Here is a 17618-nt window from a genome sequence, read left to right on the forward strand (position 1 = left end):
AGCCTACGGCCGCCCGCCGTGGTGCAAGGAAGGGCCCCTTGTTATCGCCCGCTGTTGTAAAGGGGTCCCTTCCTTGCGCCGGAGGTGGTCACGGAACGGAGCGGATCTTCAGCACCAGGACGCTGCCCAGCACGGTCACCGCCGCGGTGACGGCGTACAGCGCGGGGTAGCCGCCCAGGTGGACGACGATCGGCGCGGAGATCGCCGGACCGAGCACCTGCGGCGCCGAGTTCGCGATGTTGATCACCCCGAGGTCCTTGGCCCGGTCCGCGGCGCGGGGCAGCACCTGCGTGATGAGCGCCGCGTCCACCGACAGGTAGACCCCGTACCCGGCGCCGAGCAGCAGGGCGGCGGCCACCGCCACCGGCCAGACCGGCGCCAGGGCGAGCAGCAGCGCGGCGACCGCGATGATGCCGCCGGCGGTGATCACGAACACCTTGCGGCGCCCGGAGCGGTCCGACAGCCGCCCCGCCACCACCGCGGTGGACGCCAACCCGACGGTGTAGAGCAGGATCAGCACCAGCAGCCCGCCCTCCGGGTCGGCCAGGCGTACCTCGTCGGTGAGGAAGTAGAGCAGGTAGAGGGTGCCGAGGGCGTTGCCGAGCTGAACGAGGAAGCGGGTGACCCAGGCCCAGCCGAAGTCGGGGTGGCGCCGGGGCGACACCCACATGGACGCGAGCACCCCCCGCAGCGGCGGCCGGTGCGCGGCCGGCAGCGGGTCGTCGACGGTGAACAGGGCGAACGGCAGGGCGAGCACGAGTACGGCGACCGCGACGGCGGCGTACCCGGCCGCGTTGCCGGTGACCACGGCGGTCACCAGCACCACACCGAGCACCAGGCCGAGCGCCTGCGGGATGCCGACCCAGCCGGACACCCCGCCGCGCTGCGCGACCGGCACCCGGTCGGGTACGGCGGCGGTCAGGCTGGCCAGCATCGCGTTGAAGCAGACCTGCGCGGCGACCCAGCCGAGCGTCACCCCGAGGACGGTGTGCTGCTGCGCCAGCAGCACCAGGGCGAGCGCGCCGAGCACCGCACCGCCGGCGGTCCACGCGTGCCGGCGACCGAAGGCCCGCCCGCCCAGGCGCGGTGCGGTGCGGTCCGAGAGCGCACCCGCGAGCGGGTTGACGAGCACCGCGGCCAGCGCGCCGATGCCGGTGACCACGGCCAGCATGGTCTCCTTGTCGGCCGGCGCGATCCGTTCCACCTGCTGCGGAAGCAGCACCTGGATCGGGGTGAAGAACGCCATCCAGACGCCGAGGTTCGCGGCGGCGAGCAGCGCGATCCAGCCCCGCCGCACCGGGACGGTCGGCTCGGCGAGCGCCGCCGGCAGCGAGGCCGGCGTCGGGTCGACAGTGGTCACGTCGTCGGTCCTTCGTCCGCGACCACTGGGCTCGCGAGCGCACTCCTCGCGCTCACCCGGCGGCCGCGATCACGTCGCGGTACCAGGCGTACGACGACTTCGGCGTCCGCGTACCGGTGGCGTAGTCGACGTGGACCAGGCCGAAGCGCTTGGTGAAGCCCTCGGCCCACTCCCAGTTGTCGAGGAGCGACCAGACGAAGTAACCGGTCACGTCCACCCCGTCGTCGATCGCCGCCCGGACAGCCCGCAGGTGCCCGTCGAGGTACGCGACGCGCTCCGGGTCGTGCACCCGCCCGGCGGCGTCGGGCGCGTCGTCGTACGCGCAGCCGCTCTCGGTGATCTGGATCGGGGGAAGGTCGTCGCCGTACGTGCGGTGCAGCCAGCCGAGCAGTTCCCGCAGTCCTTCGGGGACGACCGGCCAGTCGAAGGCGGTGCGCGGGTAGCCGTTCAGCGGCACGATCTCGAAGGGCAGCGGCGACCCGTCCTCGGGGGCGCGGATCCCGGTGGGGTTGTAGTAGTTCACCCCGAGCACGTCGATCGGTGCCGCGACGACCGCCAGGTCGCCGTCTCTCACCACGCCCTGGTCGAAGCCGGGATCGTCGGGGTAGCCGCGGCCGAGCAGCGGGTCGGTGAAGAGCCGGTTGTGCAGCGCCTCGTACGCCGTTCCGGCGGCGGCGTCGGCCTCGGTGTCACCGAGGACCCGCACCGGCGAGTAGTTGTTGGCGATGGCGACCGGGCTGGCCGTGCGGGCCCGTAGCGCGGCGACCGCGAGGCCGTGCGCGAGCAGTTGGTGGTGGGCGACCGGGAAGGCGTCGAAGAGCAGCATCCGTCCCGGCGCGTGCACGCCCATGCCGTGGCCGAGGCTCATGTGGATGAACGGCTCGTTGAGGGTGATCCACAGCTTCACCCGGTCGCCGAGGCGGGCGGCGGTGGCGTCGGCGTACTCGGCGAACCGGTGGGCGGTGTCCCGGTTGAGCCATCCGCCGGCGTCTTCGAGGGGTTGCGGCAGGTCCCAGTGGAACAGGGTGGCGACCGGGTCGACGCCGTGCGCGAGCAGCTCGTCGACGAGGCGGTCGTAGAAGTCCAGCCCGGCCGCGTTGACCGGGCCGTCGCCCGTCGGCCGGACCCGGGGCCAGGCGATCGAGAGGCGGTACGCGCCGACGCCCAGCCGGGCCATCAGCGCGACGTCCTCGGCGTACCGGTGGTAGTGGTCGCAGGCGACGTCGCCGGTGCTGCCGTCGACGATCCGGCCAGGGGAGTGGGCGAAGGTGTCCCAAATGGACGGTCCGCGTCCGTCCTCGTCGACCGCGCCCTCGATCTGGTACGCGGACGTGGACACCCCGAAACGGAACCCGGCGGGGAACTGCGGCAGCGGTGCGGTCGGCATGCGCCCTCCCGTCGTACGCGAAATGTGTTCGCGACTCTAGGGGCCTGCCGCGCAGAGCGCCATAGGCTGCGGAGCCGGCCAGCGCAATGGTTTTCGGCGTGTCTTTTCCGAACCCGTCCAAGTACGTCCGAATTTGCGCATAGAGTGCCGATATCGTGGGATGTCCTCACTGGAGGAAGACGGAAATGATCCTCGTGGAACGCAGTGCGCACGTGATGGCGCCGATCGAAGCGGTCTGGGACGTCGTGCAGCGGGCCGAACAGTTGCCGGCCTGGCTGGCGGGGGTCCGCGCGGCCGAGGTGCTCTCGGGAGAGGGCTTCGGCCGGCGGCAGCTGGTCCAGGCGGGGCGCGGCGCGGCGCATGAGGCCGAGGTGATCGCCTACCAGGAGCCGAGCCTGATCGGCTGGCGGGAACGCGCCAAGGGCGCCGGTGCCCGGGCGGAGGCGCGCACCGAGATCTACGTCCAGCTCACCGCCGACGAGGAGGAGGGCGGGACGATCGTGCGGCTCATCGTCGTACGCTGGCCGGCCGGTCCGGTCAAGGCCGCTCTGCTCCGGCTCGGCCTGCGTCGGGTCGGCGCCGACCTGGAGGACTCGCTCGCCCGGCTGACCGACCTGGCCGCCGTCGGCTGACCGGGCCCCGTCCTGGCGTCACCCGTTCCGGCGGTGACCCGGCGTCCCCGCCAGGGACCCCGGGTCACCGCCACTTCGTGCCGGCCCGACCTGGGTCGACATGGCGAAGGCCCGGCGCGGAGGATCGCGCCGGGCCTTCGTCGTGTGCCTGCTAGCTGTCGCCGCCGGTCTCGCCGACCGGCGCCGCCGTGACGTCCTCGATCGCGTACTTCTTGGCCGCCTCGGCGGGCACGTTCGCCCCCACCGCGCCGCGGAGGGCGAGCTGCCGCAGCGTCGCGACCACGATCGACTCGGCGTCGACGTGGAAGTGCCGGCGCAGCGCGTGCCGGGTGTCGGACATGCCGAACCCGTCGGTGCCGAGCGAGGTCCAGTCGCCGGGCACCCAGCGGGAGATCAGGTCCGGCACCGCCCGCATCCAGTCGCTGACCGCGACCTTCGGGCCCTCGGCGTCGGCGAGCTTCCGCGTCACGTACGGCACCCGCTGCTCCCCGGTCGGGTTGAGCAGGTTGTGCCCCTCGGCCTCGACCGCGTCGCGGCGCAGCTCGGTCCAGGAGGTCACCGACCAGACGTCGGCGGCCACCCCCCAGTCCTGGGCGAGCAGCTGCTGCGCCCTGAGTGCCCACTGCATGCCGGTGCCCGAGGCGAGCAGCTGCGCCTTCGGACCGTCCACCTGGGGGGCCGCCGCATAGCGGTAGATGCCCTTGAGCAGGCCCTCGACGTCCACGCCCTCCGGCTCAGCCGGCTGCACGATCGGCTCGTTGTAGACGGTCAGGTAGTAGAAGATGTTCTCCTGCCCCTCGCCGTACATGCGGTGCAGGCCGTTCTCCAGGATGTGCGCCATCTCGTACGCGAACGCCGGGTCGTACGCGACCACCGCCGGGTTGGTGGCGGCGATCAGGTGCGAGTGGCCGTCCTCGTGCTGCAGGCCCTCACCGTTCAGCGTGGTCCGCCCCGCGGTGGCGCCGAGCAGGAAGCCCCGCGCCATCTGGTCGGCGGCAGCCCAGAGCCCGTCGCCGGTGCGCTGGAACCCGAACATCGAGTAGAAGATGTACATCGGGATCATCGGCTCGTTGTGCGTGGCGTACGACGAGCCGGCCGCGGTGAACGAGGCGACCGAGCCGGCCTCGTTGATCCCCTCGTGCAGGATCTGCCCGCCGATGGCCTCCTTGTACGACAGGAACAGCTCCCGGTCCACCGCGGTGTACCGCTGGCCGTGCGGCGAGTAGATCTTCGCCGTGGGGAAGAGCGAGTCCATGCCGAACGTTCGCGCCTCGTCCGGGATGATCGGCACCCAGCGCTTGCCGAACTCCTTGTCCTTCATCACGTCCTTGAGCAGACGGACGAAGGCCATGGTGGTGGCGACCTTCTGCTTGCCGGAGCCGCGCTTGACGTCCGAGAAGCGCTCGGGGCCCGGGATGGTGAGCCGCTTGTGCGTGGTCCGCCGCGACGGCAGGTAGCCGCCGAGCTGCCGACGCCGCTCGTGCAGGTACGCGATCTCGTCCGACTTCTCGCCCGGGTGGTAGTACGGCGGCAGGTAGGGGTTCTCCTCCAGCGCCTTGTCCGGGATGTCGAGGTAGAGCCGGTCGCGGAAGGTCTTGAGATCCTCCAGCGTCAGCTTCTTCATCTGGTGGGTGGCGTTGCGCGCCTCGAAGTGCGAGCCGAGCGTCCAGCCCTTGATCGTCTTGGCCAGGATCACCGTCGGCTGACCGGTGTGCTCCATCGCCGCCTTGTAGGCCGCGTAGAGCTTGCGGTAGTCGTGCCCGCCGCGCTTGAGGTTCCAGATCTCGTCGTCGGTCAGGTGCTCGACCATCTTGCGGGTCCGCGGGTCGCGGCCGAAGAAGTGCTCCCGGACGTACGCCCCGGACTCCGCCTTGTAGGTCTGGTAGTCACCGTCGGGCGTGGTGTTCATCAGGTTGACCAGCGCGCCGTCGGTGTCCGCGGCGAGCAGCGGGTCCCACTCGCGGCCCCAGACCACCTTGATGACGTTCCAGCCGGCGCCCCGGAAGAACGCCTCCAGCTCCTGCATGACCTTGCCGTTGCCGCGGACCGGGCCGTCCAGCCGCTGCAGGTTGCAGTTGATCACGAAGGTGAGGTTGTCCAGCTCCTCGCGGGCGGCCACGCCGATCGCGCCGAGCGTCTCCGGCTCGTCCATCTCGCCGTCGCCAAGGTACGCCCAGACGTGCTGGTCGGAGGTGTCCTTGATGCCCCGGTGGTGCAGGTAGCGGTTGAACCGGGCCTGGTAGATCGCGTTCAGCCCGCCCAGGCCCATGGAGACCGTGGGGAACTCCCAGAAGTCCGGCATCAGCCGCGGGTGCGGGTACGACGGCAGCCCGCCCCCGGGGTGCGACAGCTCCTGCCGGAACCCGTCGAGCTGGTGCTCGCTGAGCCGGCCCTCCAGGAACGCGCGCGCGTACATGCCGGGCGAGGCGTGGCCCTGGTAGAAGAGGTGGTCGCCGCCGCCCGGGTGGTCCTTGCCGCGGAAGAAGTGGTTGAAGCCGACCTCGTAGAGCGAGGCCGAGCTGGCGAAGGTGGAGATGTGTCCGCCGACGCCGATCTCGGGGCGCTGCGCCCGGTGCACCAGCATCGCGGCGTTCCACCGGACGTACGCCCGGATCCGCCGCTCGACGTGCTCGTCACCCGGGAACCACGGCTCGCGCTCCGGGGGGATGGTGTTGATGTAGTCCGTGGTGGTCAGGGACGGCACCCCGACCTGGCGCTCGCGGGCCCGCTCCAGCAGGCGCAGCATGACGTAGCGGGCGCGCTTGGTCCCGCGCTCGTCGATGACACCGTCGAGCGACTCGACCCATTCGCTGGTCTCTTCAGGGTCGATGTCCGGAAGCTGGCTCGGCAGACCGGCGGTGATCACCGGGCGCTTGCGTTCCGTAGCCACAGGCGTTCCCTCGGTTGTGTGTGGGATAGGTCTCTAGCGCCATCCTGCCCCCTCGTGCCGCCCTCCGTCACGTCCACCGCCGGGAGACGCGACGCTCGACACAGGTACCCGTCGGTAACTTTTCCCTGGTCGCGGGTTCACCCCGGCGTACGCCTCCGGGCGCCGGCGCCGCGAGGCCCCTTGCGGGCGATCCCTACCGTGCCGCTCATGAACGCACGACAGGTGGCTCTCGGCGTACTGCTGGGGTTGGGCGGGGTGGCGTTGGCGCTCGCCGCGGGAGCCGGTCTCCTCGCGGGCGATCCCGCCGGGCTGCCGGTCCTCGTCCTCGGCGTGGGGCTGGCCCTCTTCGGCGCGCTCGTGGCGTGGGCCGGGGCGCGGGCCTCCTCGCCACGAGCGGCGCACGGCCGAGGCGGCGGAGCGCTCGGCACCATTCCGGGGCCGGTCGGGGACATCGGCGCCGACTACCGGAACCGGGACTACGGCGACACCGGCGACTCGGGCGGCGGGTCGTCGGGCGGGGACTCCGGTGGCGGCTGGTTCTCCGGTGGTGGCGATTCCGGCGGCGGCTGGTCCTCCGGTGGCGGCGGGGACTCCGGCGGGGGCGGCGGCAGCTGGTGACGCAGGCCCGGTCGTCCGGACGGGCAGTCGTCCGGGCGGGCACCCGGTCGCTCGGGCAGAATGCGGCGTATGCGTACCGAGGTGATCACGGTCCAGACGGGGTCGCGGCCGACGGTCCGGGACATCACGGCCGAGGCCGAACGGTTCGTCGCCGGGCAGGGTGACGGCCTGCTGCACGTCTTCGTCCCGCACGCCACCGCCGGGCTCGCGATCATCGAGACCGGCTCCGGGTCCGACGACGACCTGCTCACCGCGCTCGACGACCTGCTCCCCGCCGACGACCGATGGCGGCACCGGCACGGCTCGTCCGGCCACGGGCGGGACCACGTGCTGCCGGCGTTCGTGCCGCCGTACGCGACGCTGCCGGTGGTCGGCGGGCGGCTGGCCCTCGGCACCTGGCAGTCGCTGTGCCTGGTCGACCCGAACGGCGACAACCCGACCCGCCAGGTCCGCTTCTCCTTCCTCCCGGGCTGACGCCGCCCCCCGCCCGCCACGCCGCCCCTCAGATGCCCCTCATTCACTGAAAGAGTGGCCATCCCGGGCCGGATGACCACTCTTTCAGTGAAAGTGCGTGCCTCCGGGGCAACAGCGCCAGGTGCAGGGTCATCGCGGCGAACCCGCCGGGGCCGGCGCTGTCCACTCCGGCCGGCCCGGGAGCGTGATCATGGATGTCACCTGGCCGGACGTAGAATGTGAGCCATGGCGCAGGGCACCGTCTCGCCGACCGGCTCCGATGCGACCGGTCGCTCCGGGCTGGCCGGAGACGCGGTGCGCAGGATCATGCACATCGCCTCGGCCATCCGGCACTACCAGGACGTCGACATCGCCGAGCTGGGGCTCACCCCCGCCGCGGCCCGGGCCCTGCACGAGCTGGACCCCGACCATCCGCTGCCCGCCCGCGACCTGGCCGAGCAGCTGCGCTGCGACCGGTCCAACGTCACCGCGCTGGTGGACAAGCTGGAGCAGGCGGGCCTCGTGGAGCGCCGGGTCGACCCCGCCGACCGGCGGCAGAAGACGCTGGTGGTGACCGAGGCCGGCCGGCGCATGCGGGCGCGGGTCCACCGCGTGATGTCCGACTCCCGCCTCCTCGCCGGCCTCACCGACGCCGAGCTCGCCACCCTGCGCGACCTGGTGTTCAAGGTCTCCGACGGCGGCTGCCCGGAGGCGTGCGGGGCGGAGTAGGCGCGGTCGCGCCGATCGTGTCCCGGTGGGCGGACCGGGCCCTGGTCGGTAATGCTGTCCGTCGTGAGCACCCCGCACGATCTTGACGAACGGCTCCGCGAGGCGCTGGGAGCACTGTCCGCCGACGACGAGCGACGGCGGGATCCCGCCCGGCCCGTCATCGACGACGCGCCACTGACCGGGGCGCAGGCGCTGGACCTCTTCGACGCCCAGGTCGTCAGCCGCCAGCTCGACCTCGCCGGTCGCTGGCTGCGCAGCTTCGGCGAAGGGTTCTACACGATCGGCTCGGCCGGCCACGAGGGCAACGCCGCGATCGCCGCCGCCCTGCGGCCCACCGACCCGGCGCTGCTGCACTACCGCTCGGGCGCCTTCTACTGCGTCCGCGCCGCCCAGGCCGCCGACGTCGACGACGTACCGCACGGAACGACCGACCGCCCCGCGGAGGGCGACCGGGTGGCGCTGCCCGGCGCGGCCGGCGACGCCGCGACGGTCCCGCTGCCGCGCCGCGCGGACGACGCCGCTCCGGCCGAACGCGTGGAGGACGCTGCCCCGTCCGGACCGGACGCACCCACCAACGGCGTCCGTACCGCCGTCCCGCTGCCGGAGCGCGCGGAGGCCGAGCTGCCCGCCTCGCCATCCGCAGCCGACCGGAACGCCGTGACCGCCGGTGTCGACCTGGCCGCCCCGGAGCCCGACGCCACGACGGAGCCCGACGCCACGACGGAGCCCGACGCCACGACGGAGCCCGACGCCACGACGGAGCCCGACGCCACGACGGAGCCCGACGCCACGACGGAGCCCGACGCCACGACGGAGCCCGACGCCACGACGGAGCCCGACGACCGGACGGGGCCCGGAGCCGCCGGGCCCGACCTCGTCCCGGGCGCCCGGTCCGCCGACGGCCCGGACGCCGCCGCGGGCCCCGGCGACGCCGCCGCCCCCGACGACTCCGGGCCAGGCGGCCCGGAGCGGTCCGCCGTGGCCGCGACCGCCCACGTGGCGGACGTGCCCGAGGGCACCGACAGCACCGCCGGGCCCGTCGCGGACCGGCCCCTCGCACCCGGGTACGCGGACGCGGCCCGTGACGTGCTGCGCGGCATGGTCGCCTCGGCGCGGGAGCCGATCGCGGGCGGCCGGCACAAGGTGTTCGGCCGATCCGATCTCGCCGTCGTGCCGACCACCTCCACGATCGCCTCGCACCTGCCGCGGGCAGTCGGCATGGGCCTCGCGGTGGAGCGGCTGCGCCGGCTCGACGGGGCGGGCCGGCGGACCGGGGTCCGGGCCGGCAGCGGCGGGGGAGCGTCCCACGCGTCGTGGCCACCGGACGCGATCGTGGTCTGCTCGTTCGGCGACGCGTCGGTCAACCACGCCAGCGCCACGGCCGCCCTCAACACCGCGGGCTGGTACGACCACACCGGCCTGCGCATCCCGGTCCTCTTCGTCTGCGAGGACAACGGCCTCGGGATCAGCGTCCGCTCGCCGCGGGGCTGGGTGGAGGCGACCCTGCGCTCGAAGCCGGGGATCCGCTACTTCGCCGCCGACGGGAGCGACCTGCTGGGGGCGTACGCGGTGGCGGCCGAGGCGGCGGCGTGGGTCCGCCGGCACCGGCGCCCGGCCGTGCTGCACCTGTCCACCGTCCGCCTGATGGGGCACGCCGGCGCGGACGCCGAGAGCGCGTACCGCACCGCCGCGGAGATCGCGGCGGACCTCGACAGGGACCCGCTGCTGGCCACCGCACGGCTGCTGGTCGGGGCGGGCGTCGCCACCGGCGCTGACCTGCTGGCCCGGTACGACGAGATCGGCTGGCGCGTGCGCCGGATCGCCGAGGAGGTGCTGGACGAGCCGAAACTGGCCGACCCGGCCGAGGTGGTCGCCCCGCTGGCGCCCCGGCGACCGGTCCGGGTGGCCCGGGCGGTGGCCGACGCGGCCGCGCGGGCGGCCGGTCCGGGGGTGCCCGCGCGGGTCGAGGCCTTCGGCGGGAAACTCCCGGAGCTGGCCGGCCCGCTGACGCTCGCGCAGAGCATCAACGCCGCGCTGGCCGACGGGCTGCTGGACCACCCGCAGATGGCCGTCTTCGGCGAGGACGTCGGCGCCAAGGGCGGGGTGTACGGGGTGACGAAGGGGCTGCGGGAACGCTTCGGCGCCGGCCGCGTGTTCGACACCCTGCTCGACGAGACGTCGATCCTCGGGCTCGGCCTCGGTGCCGGGCTGGCCGGGATGCTGCCGGTGCCCGAGATCCAGTACCTCGCGTACCTGCACAACGCCGAGGACCAGCTGCGCGGCGAGGCGGCCACTATGCAGTTCTTCTCGCGCGGGGCGTTCCGGAACCCGATGGTGGTCCGGGTCGCGGGGCTGGCGTACCAGGAGGGGTTCGGCGGGCACTTCCACAACGACAACTCGGTGGCCGTACTCCGGGACATCCCCGGCCTGGTGGTCGCGGTGCCGGCACGGCCGGACGACGCCGCGCCCATGCTCCGGACCTGCCTGGCGAGCGCGGCGGTCGACGGCAGTGTCTGCGTGTTCCTGGAGCCGATCGCCCTCTACCACACCCGCGACCTGCACAGCGAGGGCGACGGGGAGTGGCTCGCCGAGTACGCGGAACCGGGCGCCTGGTCGAGCGCGCACGTGCCGGTCGGCCGCGCCCGCGTCTACGGCGTGGGCTCGGCCGAGGACATCACGATCATCACCTTCGGTAACGGGCTGCGGCTGTCGCTGCGCGCCGCCGCGGCGCTGGCCGAGGAGGGGGTGGGCGCCCGGGTGGTGGACCTGCGCTGGCTGGCGCCGCTGCCGGTCGCCGACCTCATCCGGGAGGCCACGGCGACCGGCCGGGTGCTGGTCGTGGACGAGACGCGGCGGTCGGGCGGGGTCGGCGAAGGGGTGATCGCGGCCCTGGTCGATGCCGGATATGTCGGAGCGGCGCGACGAGTAGCCGCAGTTGACTCGTTTGTACCATTAGGTCCGGCTGCCCGTCGGGTTCTGGTCTCCGAGGATGCCATTACCCAGGGTGCCCGCACGCTCCTGGCACGGTAAATTCCGTTCCACCCGGTGCGCCACTTGCGCGGCGAGCCGCAACTGTGTGGACTTGGCCCGACGGCGTCGTACGACGCCGCGAGCAGGGATGAGATGAGGAGGCACGCGACAGTGAGCGCGACCGCTGGTCAGGCCGCCGACGGGGTACGCAGCCTGGCGGACCGGTTCGGGATCGAGCCGGGGATGGTCGTCATGGAGATGGGGTACGACGACGACGTCGACCAGGATCTCCGGGACGCCCTGACCGACCGCTGTGGGGATCTGGTCGACGAGGACACCGACGAGGTGGTCGACGCGGTGCTGGTGTGGTACCGGGACGGCGACGGTGACCTCTTCGAGCTGCTCGTCGACGCCCTCGGCCCGCTGGCGGACAACGGCGTCGTGTGGCTGCTCACGCCCAAGGCCGGGCGCGAGGGGCACGTCGAGCCGAGCGAGGTCGCCGAGTCCGCGCCCACCGCCGGCCTCCAGCAGACCTCCACGATCAACGCCGGCCGGGACTGGAGCGGCGCCCGGCTGGTGCTCCGGCGCGGGTCGAAGCCCAAGAAGTAACTGAGCAATTTCACACACGGTGGGGCCACCACCGTGTGTGGGACGCTGTCGTCACCTTCGACTCGACGCAAGGAGTTCTCCCATGCCCATCGAGGTTGGCGCCGAGGCGCCGGACTTCGTGCTCAAGGACCAGAACAACCAGGAGGTCCGGCTCTCCGACTTCCGCGGCAAGCGCACCGTGCTGCTGGTCTTCTACCCGCTCGCCTTCACCGGCGTCTGCCAGGGTGAGCTGTGCGAGGTGCGGGACAACCTGACCGAGTACGTCAACGACGACGTCCAGGTGCTGACCGTCAGCGTCGACTCGGTGTTCGCGCACAAGGTCTGGGCCGAGCGGGAGGGCTACCAGTTCCCGCTCCTGTCGGACTTCTGGCCGCACGGCGCGGTCGCCCAGGCGTACGGCGTCTTCAACGACGTCGCCGGCATCGCCAACCGCGGCACCTTCGTCATCGACAAGGCGGGCGTGGTCCGCTTCGCCGAGATGAACATGCCGGGGGAGGCCCGCGACCAGCAGGGCTGGCGCAAGGCGCTCGCCGAGACGGCCACCGCCTGACCCGGACGACCCGTACGCGGCCGTGCGACGTGGCCCACGGTCGGCAGGGTAAGCTTGCCAACCTCCGGCCCGCCGTACGGGCGCCCGGGCGCGTAGCTCAGTGGGAGAGCACTCGCCTTACAAGCGAGGGGTCGCAGGTTCGAAACCTGCCGCGCCCACCCATCACCACCAGCACCGACACCGGACCGAAGGGAACAGCACGCCATCCGGTCCGGTGCTCCTACCCCGGCCGACGTGAGCACCGATCTCTGTTGCTCCTGCGTGGCCACTCTTGGATGCTTGGCGCATGCCCGCTCTCCCGGTGACGTTCAGCGAAGACGCCGTCAACAGCCCAGCCAAGGCCCAGTTCGAGGCCTTTCTCGACGAGCACCGCAGCGCTCTCGACCGCTGCCTGGACGGGCTGACCGAGGAGGAGGTGCGCCGATCGCTGGTGCCCTCGAGGACGACGCTGCTGGGTCTGGTGAAGCACGCGACCTTCGTCGAGAAGGTCTGGTTCGACGAGGCCGTCACGTGCCGGTCGCGCGCCGAGATCGGCATCCCCGCCACGCCCGACGAGTCGTTCATCCTCGATGACGACGACACCATCGCCAGCATCCAGCAGGCGTATCGCGAAGCCTGCGAAGCATCACGCCGCGCGACGTCATCCCTCGAGCTGGACGACCTGCTCCACGGCAACCGGCGCGGCCCGCTCCCGCTCCGCTGGGTGTACCTCCACATGCTGCGCGAGCTCGCTCAGCACTGCGGGCACGCGGACATCCTGCGCGAGCAACTCCTCGGCGAGTAGCCCGCTCACCTTCACACGATCATCATCCGCGCCGGGTCAACCGTGGTTCCTCTCGGCGAACGGCAGCGGGCAGCAGGAACTGCCGGCACTGCGGAGCCCGGTCACCGCTCGCCCCGTACCGAGGTGGCTCGCCCGGCGAGGGCGTCGAGCACGTCGACGTGTCCGGCCGGCACCCGGACGTCCAGGGTGAGCGAGTCCGGGCCGGACCGCGACAGGTCGAAGGAGAAGAACGAGCAGCAGGTCGCCTCGCGCGCCGTCAGGTCCCGCGCCGTCGCCTCCACCTGTCCCGAGCCGTCGAGCCGCAGCCGTAGATGTCCCGCCGACAGCCGCTCGACGCCCCGGACCGCGTCGACGAAGAACCGGTCGAACTCCGCGAGCCGCAGCGGCCGTTCGACCGTCGGCAGTGTGCACGCGTCCGGCGCCCACACGTCGTCCGTGCTGTGCTGGTCACTCATGTCACGACCCTAAGCCTGTACCTACGTACCGGATGCAAGCCGGCGATGACGGCCGAGGTGTCAGCGCGTCACCAGGACGAGCCGCCGCCGCTGTCGCCGCCGCCCGAGTCGCCGCCACCGCTGCCGGTGTTGCCGTCGTGGTGCTCGTCGCCGTACTTGCGGATCTTCGTCCGGCCGAAGTGGTCACCGCCGCCGCGCCGGCCGCGGCCCCGGCGCGTGCGGTCCCCGCGGCGCAGGCCGCGGGCCGCGAGCCGGGCCCGGTCCAGGGGCGCCAGCCGGGCCACGCGCCGGCGGTGCGTGGCGGTCACGAGGGTCGTCCCCAGCAGGACGAAGCCCGCCACGGTGATGGCGATCCAGGTCCCTGTCATGCCCGGACGGTAGGGACGGACGTCAACGGGGTTGGCGGCCGCCGTACGCCTGGCCCAGGTCACCTCGGCCGTGCCGGTCAGGTGAGTCCTCCGCTGTCACCGCCGGCCTGCATACTCGCGACATGGTGGTGCGCGGACCCGGGAGACCGACTCCCCGGCTGAGGGCGGAGGCCGAGGCGGCGCGCCGGAGCCGCGCGGAGCTGGTCGCCGGGTGCCGCCGGCTCGCCGAGGGGCACGACGTCGACGACGGCCTGGTCGTGGCGCTCGGTGGTCCGCACGCGCGACACGTCCGCGCCGCGGCCGCCCGCGCGGTCGCCGCGCTGACGCGGGCGGCGGCATGAGGCCGCAGGGCGGGCGGGCGAGGTGAGCTACGCCGAGGTCAACGGGCTGCGGCTCTGGTACGCGGAGCACGGCGCCGGCCGGCCGCTGGTGCTGCTGCACGGCGGCTTCGGATCGACGGAGATGTTCGCCCCGCTGCTCCCGGCGCTGGCCGGGCGCCGCCGCGTGATCGCGGTGGACCTCCAGGGTCACGGCCGGACCGCCGACGTCGACCGCCCGCTGCGGTACGAGTCGATGGCCGACGACGTGGCCGCGCTGATCGTCCACCTCGGCCTGACCGGGGCGGACGTCCTCGGGTACTCGCTCGGCGGCGGCGTGGCGCTGCGGACCGCGATCCAGCACCCCGGCCTGGTCGGCCGGCTCGTGGTGGTCTCCGCACCGTGCCGGCGGCAGGGCTGGTACCCCGAGGTGCTCGCCGCGATGGCCCGGCACGACGAGACGACGGGCGAGCGGATGCGCGGCACCGGGATGCACGATCTCTACGCGCGCGTCGCGCCCCGGCCCGCGGACTGGCCCCGGCTCTGGGCGAAGTCGGGGGATCTGCTGCGCCGCGAGTACGACTGGTCGCCCGAGGTGGCCGCCCTCACCCTGCCCACACTGCTGGTCTTCGCCGACGCCGACTCGATCACCACCGCGCACGTGGTGGAGTTCTTCGGGCTGCTCGGCGGAGGCCACCGGGACGCCGGCTGGGACGGCACCGACCGGCCGGCCGCACGCCTGGCGGTGCTGCCCGGCCTCACCCACTACGACATCCTCACGTCACCGGCCCTGCCGGCCGCCGTCCTGCCGTTCCTCACCCACCCGACGACCGCGCCTGGCTGACAGGACCGCGTCCGGTCAGGCCAGTCGTCGCGCCACCCAGGGCAGCAGCGCGTCGGCCTGGGCGCGCTGGAAGGCCCGGACCGTGGGAATGCCGGGCGGGGGCGGTCGCCGGGCGCTGTCGAGGAAGAAGCCGGCCAGGCCCGCGTAGAACGCGGTGAGGGCGTCCGGGTGGACGTCCGCGGTGAGCGGCAGCCGGCGCAGCAGCGTCTCGGTGTCGTGCCCACCGTGCAGGTGGACGTTGACCAGCAGCAGCGCCGTGTCCAACCAGGCCGGCCCCCGGCACGCCCACGGCCAGTCGACCACGGTGACCGCGCCCGTGTCGTCGATGAGCAGGTTGTCGGCGCGGATGTCGACGTGGCAGAGGGTGTCGCCGGACAGCGCGGCGGCCGCCCAACCGGCGGCGTCGACGAGGTCGGTCAGGTGCGCCGCCGCCCACGGGTCGAGGTCGCCGGGCGGGTCGGCGGCGATCCGCTGCCAGCCGGCGAGGTCGTACGCCAACTGCTCGGCGGCCGTCGGCACGTGCGGCACCGGGTTCGGGGTGAGGGCCGTCGCCAACGTCTCCAGCGTGCGGAGCACCCGGGTCAGCTCGGCGTGCAGCCAGGGCGTGGCGGGATGCCGCCCGGCCACGTCGGAGAGGACCAGCGCCACCCACTCGCCGTCGTCGTGCAGGCCGAGCAGTCGGGGCGTCGGGGCGTACGCGGGAAGGGCCGCCGTGTTGCGCGCCTCCGTGCGGTGCAGGCGGACGCTGTCGGCGTTCTGCGCCGGGCTCACCGCCTTGACGAACGCCCGCGTGCCCCGGGCGGTGCGGACCCGGTCGGCGGTGCCTGGCGAGTACCCGCCGGGCTGCGACGCCGCCTCGACCACCCGGTCGCCGAGGATGTCCTCCACGGCGGACCGGACGTGGTCGGGCAGATCCGCCCAGCCGATCCGGGTCCTGACGTGCGCGGTCGCCGGCTCAACCATGTGCCCACCGTCGCCGAGGACCCGGTGTCCCGGCAACGACATTTCGAGCCCGACGGCGGGAGCGCGACGGCCGCTGCGTGCCCCGAGCGGGGTACGCGCGGCCCCCGGCGGAGCGGCCAGGACTGTTCACGGGCGTACCGGGAAAACGGCGCCGGACGCACCTGGGGAGGAGCGACGGATGACGCGTGGCGCCGGCTTGACCATCGGGGTGCTCGGCTCGTACGGCGGGCGCAACCTCGGCGACGAGGCGATCCTCACCGGCCTCCTGCGCGACCTGCGGGAGCAGGAGCCGCGCGCCCGGATCATCGTCTTCTCGCGTAACCCCGCCCACACCCGGGTGGCGCACCCGGACGTGGAGGCGGTGCCGTGGGAGGGCGTCAGCCGCAACGACTCGTCACTCGTGCTCGCGCAGCTCGACCTGCTCATCCTGGGCGGCGGCGGCATCCTGTACGACCGGGAGGCCCGCCGGTACCTGCGCGTCGTCCGGGTCGCCCAGGAGCGCGGCCTGCCGCTGCTCACGTACGCGGTGGGGGTCGGCCCGCTCAGCGAGAGCGTGGACACGGGGATGGTGCGCGAGACCCTGGCCGGCGCCGCCCAGGTGACCGTGCGGGACCAGGAGTCCCGGATGGTGCTGGAGGAGGCGGGTCTGCTCAACCCGATCACTGTCACCGCCGACCCGGCATTCCTGCTGGAACCCGAAGAATTCCCCGAGCAACTGCTGCGCGAGGAGGGGGTGCCGGCCGGCAGGCGGCTGGTGGGCATCAGCGTACGGGAGCCGGGCCGGGCCGCCGAACGGCTCGACGTCGACGGCTATCACCGGCTGCTGGCCCAGATCGGGGACTTCCTCGTGCAGCGGATCGACGCGTACGTCCTGTTCGTCCCGATGGAGCGGGACGACATCCGGCACTCGCACGGCGTGCTGTCGCACATGATCGCCGCCGAGCGGGGGCGGATCCTGCACGGTACGTACTCGCCCCAGCAGGTGCTCGGCCTGATGCGCCACTTCGACCTGGCGGTCGGCATGCGGCTGCACTTCCTGATCTTCGCCGCGATGGTCGGCACCCCGTTCCTGCCGCTGCCGTACGCCGGCAAGGTCTTCGACCTGGCCCAGCGGCTCGGCGTACCGGCGCTGCGGGGCGTGGAGCGGGAGGTGGAGGGCCCGCTGCTGGCCGAGGTCGACCGGCTGTGGGACGAGCGGGAGCAGCGCGCCGAGGCCACCGCCCGGCGGGTGGCCGACGTGTGCGAGGAGGCTCGGGGCACCTCCCAGGTCACCCGCGCCGTCCTGGAGAGCCTCCGGGCCCAGTCGATGATCCGCGTCAACGCCTGAGGCTGCCGTGCCGCCCCGCGGTGCGGCGGTCGGCCGCCCGCCGCCGGCGGGCCCGCCGCGTCTGCTCCGCCGGTCGCCGGCTCAGACCGCCCGGCCGCGCCAGCAGTAGCGCCACCGGTCGGTCGTGGCCTCCACCGTCTCCAACTCGTAGATCTCCGCCTCGGCCAGCCCACCGTCGCCCAGATGGTGGTGGGTGAGGGGAGGCCGGCCGTTCGAGTCCAGCTCGACGGTGACGGTCTGCCCGTCGGCTGCGCCACCGACCAGGGGGATCTCCACGGTTGATGCCATGCGCCCATCCTGCCCCGAGCCGCGTACCAGCGCAGCGGAAGCGCACGCCGGCCCGGGCCGGGGTCCCCGCGCGA

Annotated in this window: 18 protein-coding genes and 1 tRNA gene; 12 read left to right on the forward strand and 7 right to left on the reverse strand. The window is 73.3% G+C overall.

The features are described from left to right. Window positions 1–88: 88 nt before the first annotated feature. Window positions 89–1360, reverse strand: coding sequence for an MFS transporter (locus ACTMS0_RS06605; protein ID WP_441154206.1), 1272 nt, complete (start codon window positions 1358–1360; stop codon window positions 89–91). Window positions 1361–1412: 52 nt separating this feature from the next. Then, complete coding sequence (locus ACTMS0_RS06610) at window positions 1413–2747, reverse strand: GH1 family beta-glucosidase (RefSeq protein ID WP_441154207.1); 1335 nt, start codon at window positions 2745–2747, stop codon at window positions 1413–1415. 185 nt (window positions 2748–2932) lie between these two features. Between ACTMS0_RS06610 and ACTMS0_RS06615 the strand changes: the two genes are divergently transcribed. After that, the gene (locus ACTMS0_RS06615) at window positions 2933–3379 is read left to right on the forward strand and encodes an SRPBCC family protein (protein WP_441154208.1); all 447 of its coding nucleotides are present in this window, start codon (window positions 2933–2935) and stop codon (window positions 3377–3379) included. A gap of 151 nt (window positions 3380–3530) precedes the next feature. Here ACTMS0_RS06615 and aceE read toward each other — a convergent pair whose 3' ends face one another. After that, window positions 3531–6269, reverse strand: a complete 2739-nt coding sequence (gene aceE / locus ACTMS0_RS06620) for a pyruvate dehydrogenase (acetyl-transferring), homodimeric type (protein WP_441154209.1) — start codon at window positions 6267–6269, stop codon at window positions 3531–3533. 207 nt (window positions 6270–6476) lie between these two features. Between aceE and ACTMS0_RS06625 the strand changes: the two genes are divergently transcribed. From ACTMS0_RS06625 to ACTMS0_RS06660, 8 genes are all read left to right on the forward strand, one after another. After that, the gene (locus tag ACTMS0_RS06625) at window positions 6477–6887 is read left to right on the forward strand and encodes a hypothetical protein (protein ID WP_441154210.1); all 411 of its coding nucleotides are present in this window, start codon (window positions 6477–6479) and stop codon (window positions 6885–6887) included. Between the two features lie 69 nt (window positions 6888–6956). Next, complete coding sequence (locus ACTMS0_RS06630) at window positions 6957–7361, forward strand: YjbQ family protein (RefSeq protein WP_441154211.1); 405 nt, start codon at window positions 6957–6959, stop codon at window positions 7359–7361. A gap of 225 nt (window positions 7362–7586) precedes the next feature. Continuing rightward, entirely contained in the window at window positions 7587–8069 is a 483-nt protein-coding gene (locus tag ACTMS0_RS06635; RefSeq protein ID WP_441154212.1) for a MarR family winged helix-turn-helix transcriptional regulator, read from the forward strand. Window positions 8070–8666: 597 nt separating this feature from the next. Further along, complete coding sequence (locus ACTMS0_RS06640; protein ID WP_441154670.1) at window positions 8667–11099, forward strand: transketolase C-terminal domain-containing protein; 2433 nt, start codon at window positions 8667–8669, stop codon at window positions 11097–11099. 111 nt (window positions 11100–11210) lie between these two features. Further along, window positions 11211–11648: a DUF3052 domain-containing protein gene (locus ACTMS0_RS06645; RefSeq protein WP_441154213.1), complete on the forward strand. Its 438-nt coding sequence runs from the start codon at window positions 11211–11213 to the stop codon at window positions 11646–11648. An 82-nt stretch (window positions 11649–11730) separates the two neighbouring features. Continuing rightward, window positions 11731–12198: a peroxiredoxin gene (locus tag ACTMS0_RS06650; protein ID WP_441154214.1), complete on the forward strand. Its 468-nt coding sequence runs from the start codon at window positions 11731–11733 to the stop codon at window positions 12196–12198. Window positions 12199–12284: 86 nt separating this feature from the next. Next, a tRNA-Val gene (locus tag ACTMS0_RS06655) sits at window positions 12285–12356 on the forward strand. A 143-nt stretch (window positions 12357–12499) separates the two neighbouring features. Continuing rightward, window positions 12500–12982 (forward strand): DinB family protein, encoded by a 483-nt coding sequence (locus ACTMS0_RS06660; RefSeq protein WP_441154215.1) that lies wholly within the window; start codon window positions 12500–12502, stop codon window positions 12980–12982. Window positions 12983–13083: 101 nt separating this feature from the next. Here ACTMS0_RS06660 and ACTMS0_RS06665 read toward each other — a convergent pair whose 3' ends face one another. Next, window positions 13084–13437, reverse strand: coding sequence for a hypothetical protein (locus ACTMS0_RS06665; protein ID WP_441154216.1), 354 nt, complete (start codon window positions 13435–13437; stop codon window positions 13084–13086). A gap of 68 nt (window positions 13438–13505) precedes the next feature. Next, entirely contained in the window at window positions 13506–13805 is a 300-nt protein-coding gene (locus ACTMS0_RS06670) for a hypothetical protein (protein ID WP_441154217.1), read from the reverse strand. A 122-nt stretch (window positions 13806–13927) separates the two neighbouring features. On the opposite strand from ACTMS0_RS06670, the gene ACTMS0_RS06675 reads away from it, so the two are divergent. Next, window positions 13928–14146, forward strand: coding sequence for a hypothetical protein (locus tag ACTMS0_RS06675; RefSeq protein WP_441154218.1), 219 nt, complete (start codon window positions 13928–13930; stop codon window positions 14144–14146). 22 nt (window positions 14147–14168) lie between these two features. Beyond that, complete coding sequence (locus ACTMS0_RS06680; RefSeq protein WP_441154219.1) at window positions 14169–14966, forward strand: alpha/beta fold hydrolase; 798 nt, start codon at window positions 14169–14171, stop codon at window positions 14964–14966. A 15-nt stretch (window positions 14967–14981) separates the two neighbouring features. Here the strand turns inward: ACTMS0_RS06680 and ACTMS0_RS06685 are convergent, their stop codons facing one another. After that, window positions 14982–15929, reverse strand: coding sequence for a phosphotransferase (locus ACTMS0_RS06685; protein ID WP_441154220.1), 948 nt, complete (start codon window positions 15927–15929; stop codon window positions 14982–14984). 178 nt (window positions 15930–16107) lie between these two features. Between ACTMS0_RS06685 and ACTMS0_RS06690 the strand changes: the two genes are divergently transcribed. Then, window positions 16108–17256: a polysaccharide pyruvyl transferase family protein gene (locus tag ACTMS0_RS06690; protein ID WP_441154221.1), complete on the forward strand. Its 1149-nt coding sequence runs from the start codon at window positions 16108–16110 to the stop codon at window positions 17254–17256. A gap of 81 nt (window positions 17257–17337) precedes the next feature. Here the strand turns inward: ACTMS0_RS06690 and ACTMS0_RS06695 are convergent, their stop codons facing one another. Further along, window positions 17338–17544, reverse strand: a complete 207-nt coding sequence (locus ACTMS0_RS06695; protein WP_441154222.1) for a hypothetical protein — start codon at window positions 17542–17544, stop codon at window positions 17338–17340. Between the last annotated feature and the right edge of the window lie 74 nt (window positions 17545–17618).

This window comes from Micromonospora sp. H33 (genome assembly GCF_052068455.1).
Taxonomy (GTDB): domain Bacteria; phylum Actinomycetota; class Actinomycetes; order Mycobacteriales; family Micromonosporaceae; genus Micromonospora.

Excerpts from the sequence above, each read along its gene's own strand:
- ACTMS0_RS06690 (WP_441154221.1), top strand. The coding sequence starts at position 16,108 with ATGACGCGTGGCGCCGGCTTGACCATCGGGGTGCTCGGCTCGTACGGC.
- ACTMS0_RS06670 (WP_441154217.1), bottom strand. The coding sequence starts at position 13,805 with ATGACAGGGACCTGGATCGCCATCACCGTGGCGGGCTTCGTCCTGCTG.
- ACTMS0_RS06615 (WP_441154208.1), top strand. The coding sequence starts at position 2,933 with ATGATCCTCGTGGAACGCAGTGCGCACGTGATGGCGCCGATCGAAGCG.
- ACTMS0_RS06650 (WP_441154214.1), top strand. The coding sequence starts at position 11,731 with ATGCCCATCGAGGTTGGCGCCGAGGCGCCGGACTTCGTGCTCAAGGAC.
- ACTMS0_RS06635 (WP_441154212.1), top strand. The coding sequence starts at position 7,587 with ATGGCGCAGGGCACCGTCTCGCCGACCGGCTCCGATGCGACCGGTCGC.
- ACTMS0_RS06625 (WP_441154210.1), top strand. The coding sequence starts at position 6,477 with ATGAACGCACGACAGGTGGCTCTCGGCGTACTGCTGGGGTTGGGCGGG.
- ACTMS0_RS06675 (WP_441154218.1), top strand. The coding sequence starts at position 13,928 with ATGGTGGTGCGCGGACCCGGGAGACCGACTCCCCGGCTGAGGGCGGAG.
- ACTMS0_RS06610 (WP_441154207.1), bottom strand. The coding sequence starts at position 2,747 with ATGCCGACCGCACCGCTGCCGCAGTTCCCCGCCGGGTTCCGTTTCGGG.
- ACTMS0_RS06630 (WP_441154211.1), top strand. The coding sequence starts at position 6,957 with ATGCGTACCGAGGTGATCACGGTCCAGACGGGGTCGCGGCCGACGGTC.
- ACTMS0_RS06695 (WP_441154222.1), bottom strand. The coding sequence starts at position 17,544 with ATGGCATCAACCGTGGAGATCCCCCTGGTCGGTGGCGCAGCCGACGGG.
- ACTMS0_RS06665 (WP_441154216.1), bottom strand. The coding sequence starts at position 13,437 with ATGAGTGACCAGCACAGCACGGACGACGTGTGGGCGCCGGACGCGTGC.
- ACTMS0_RS06685 (WP_441154220.1), bottom strand. The coding sequence starts at position 15,929 with ATGGTTGAGCCGGCGACCGCGCACGTCAGGACCCGGATCGGCTGGGCG.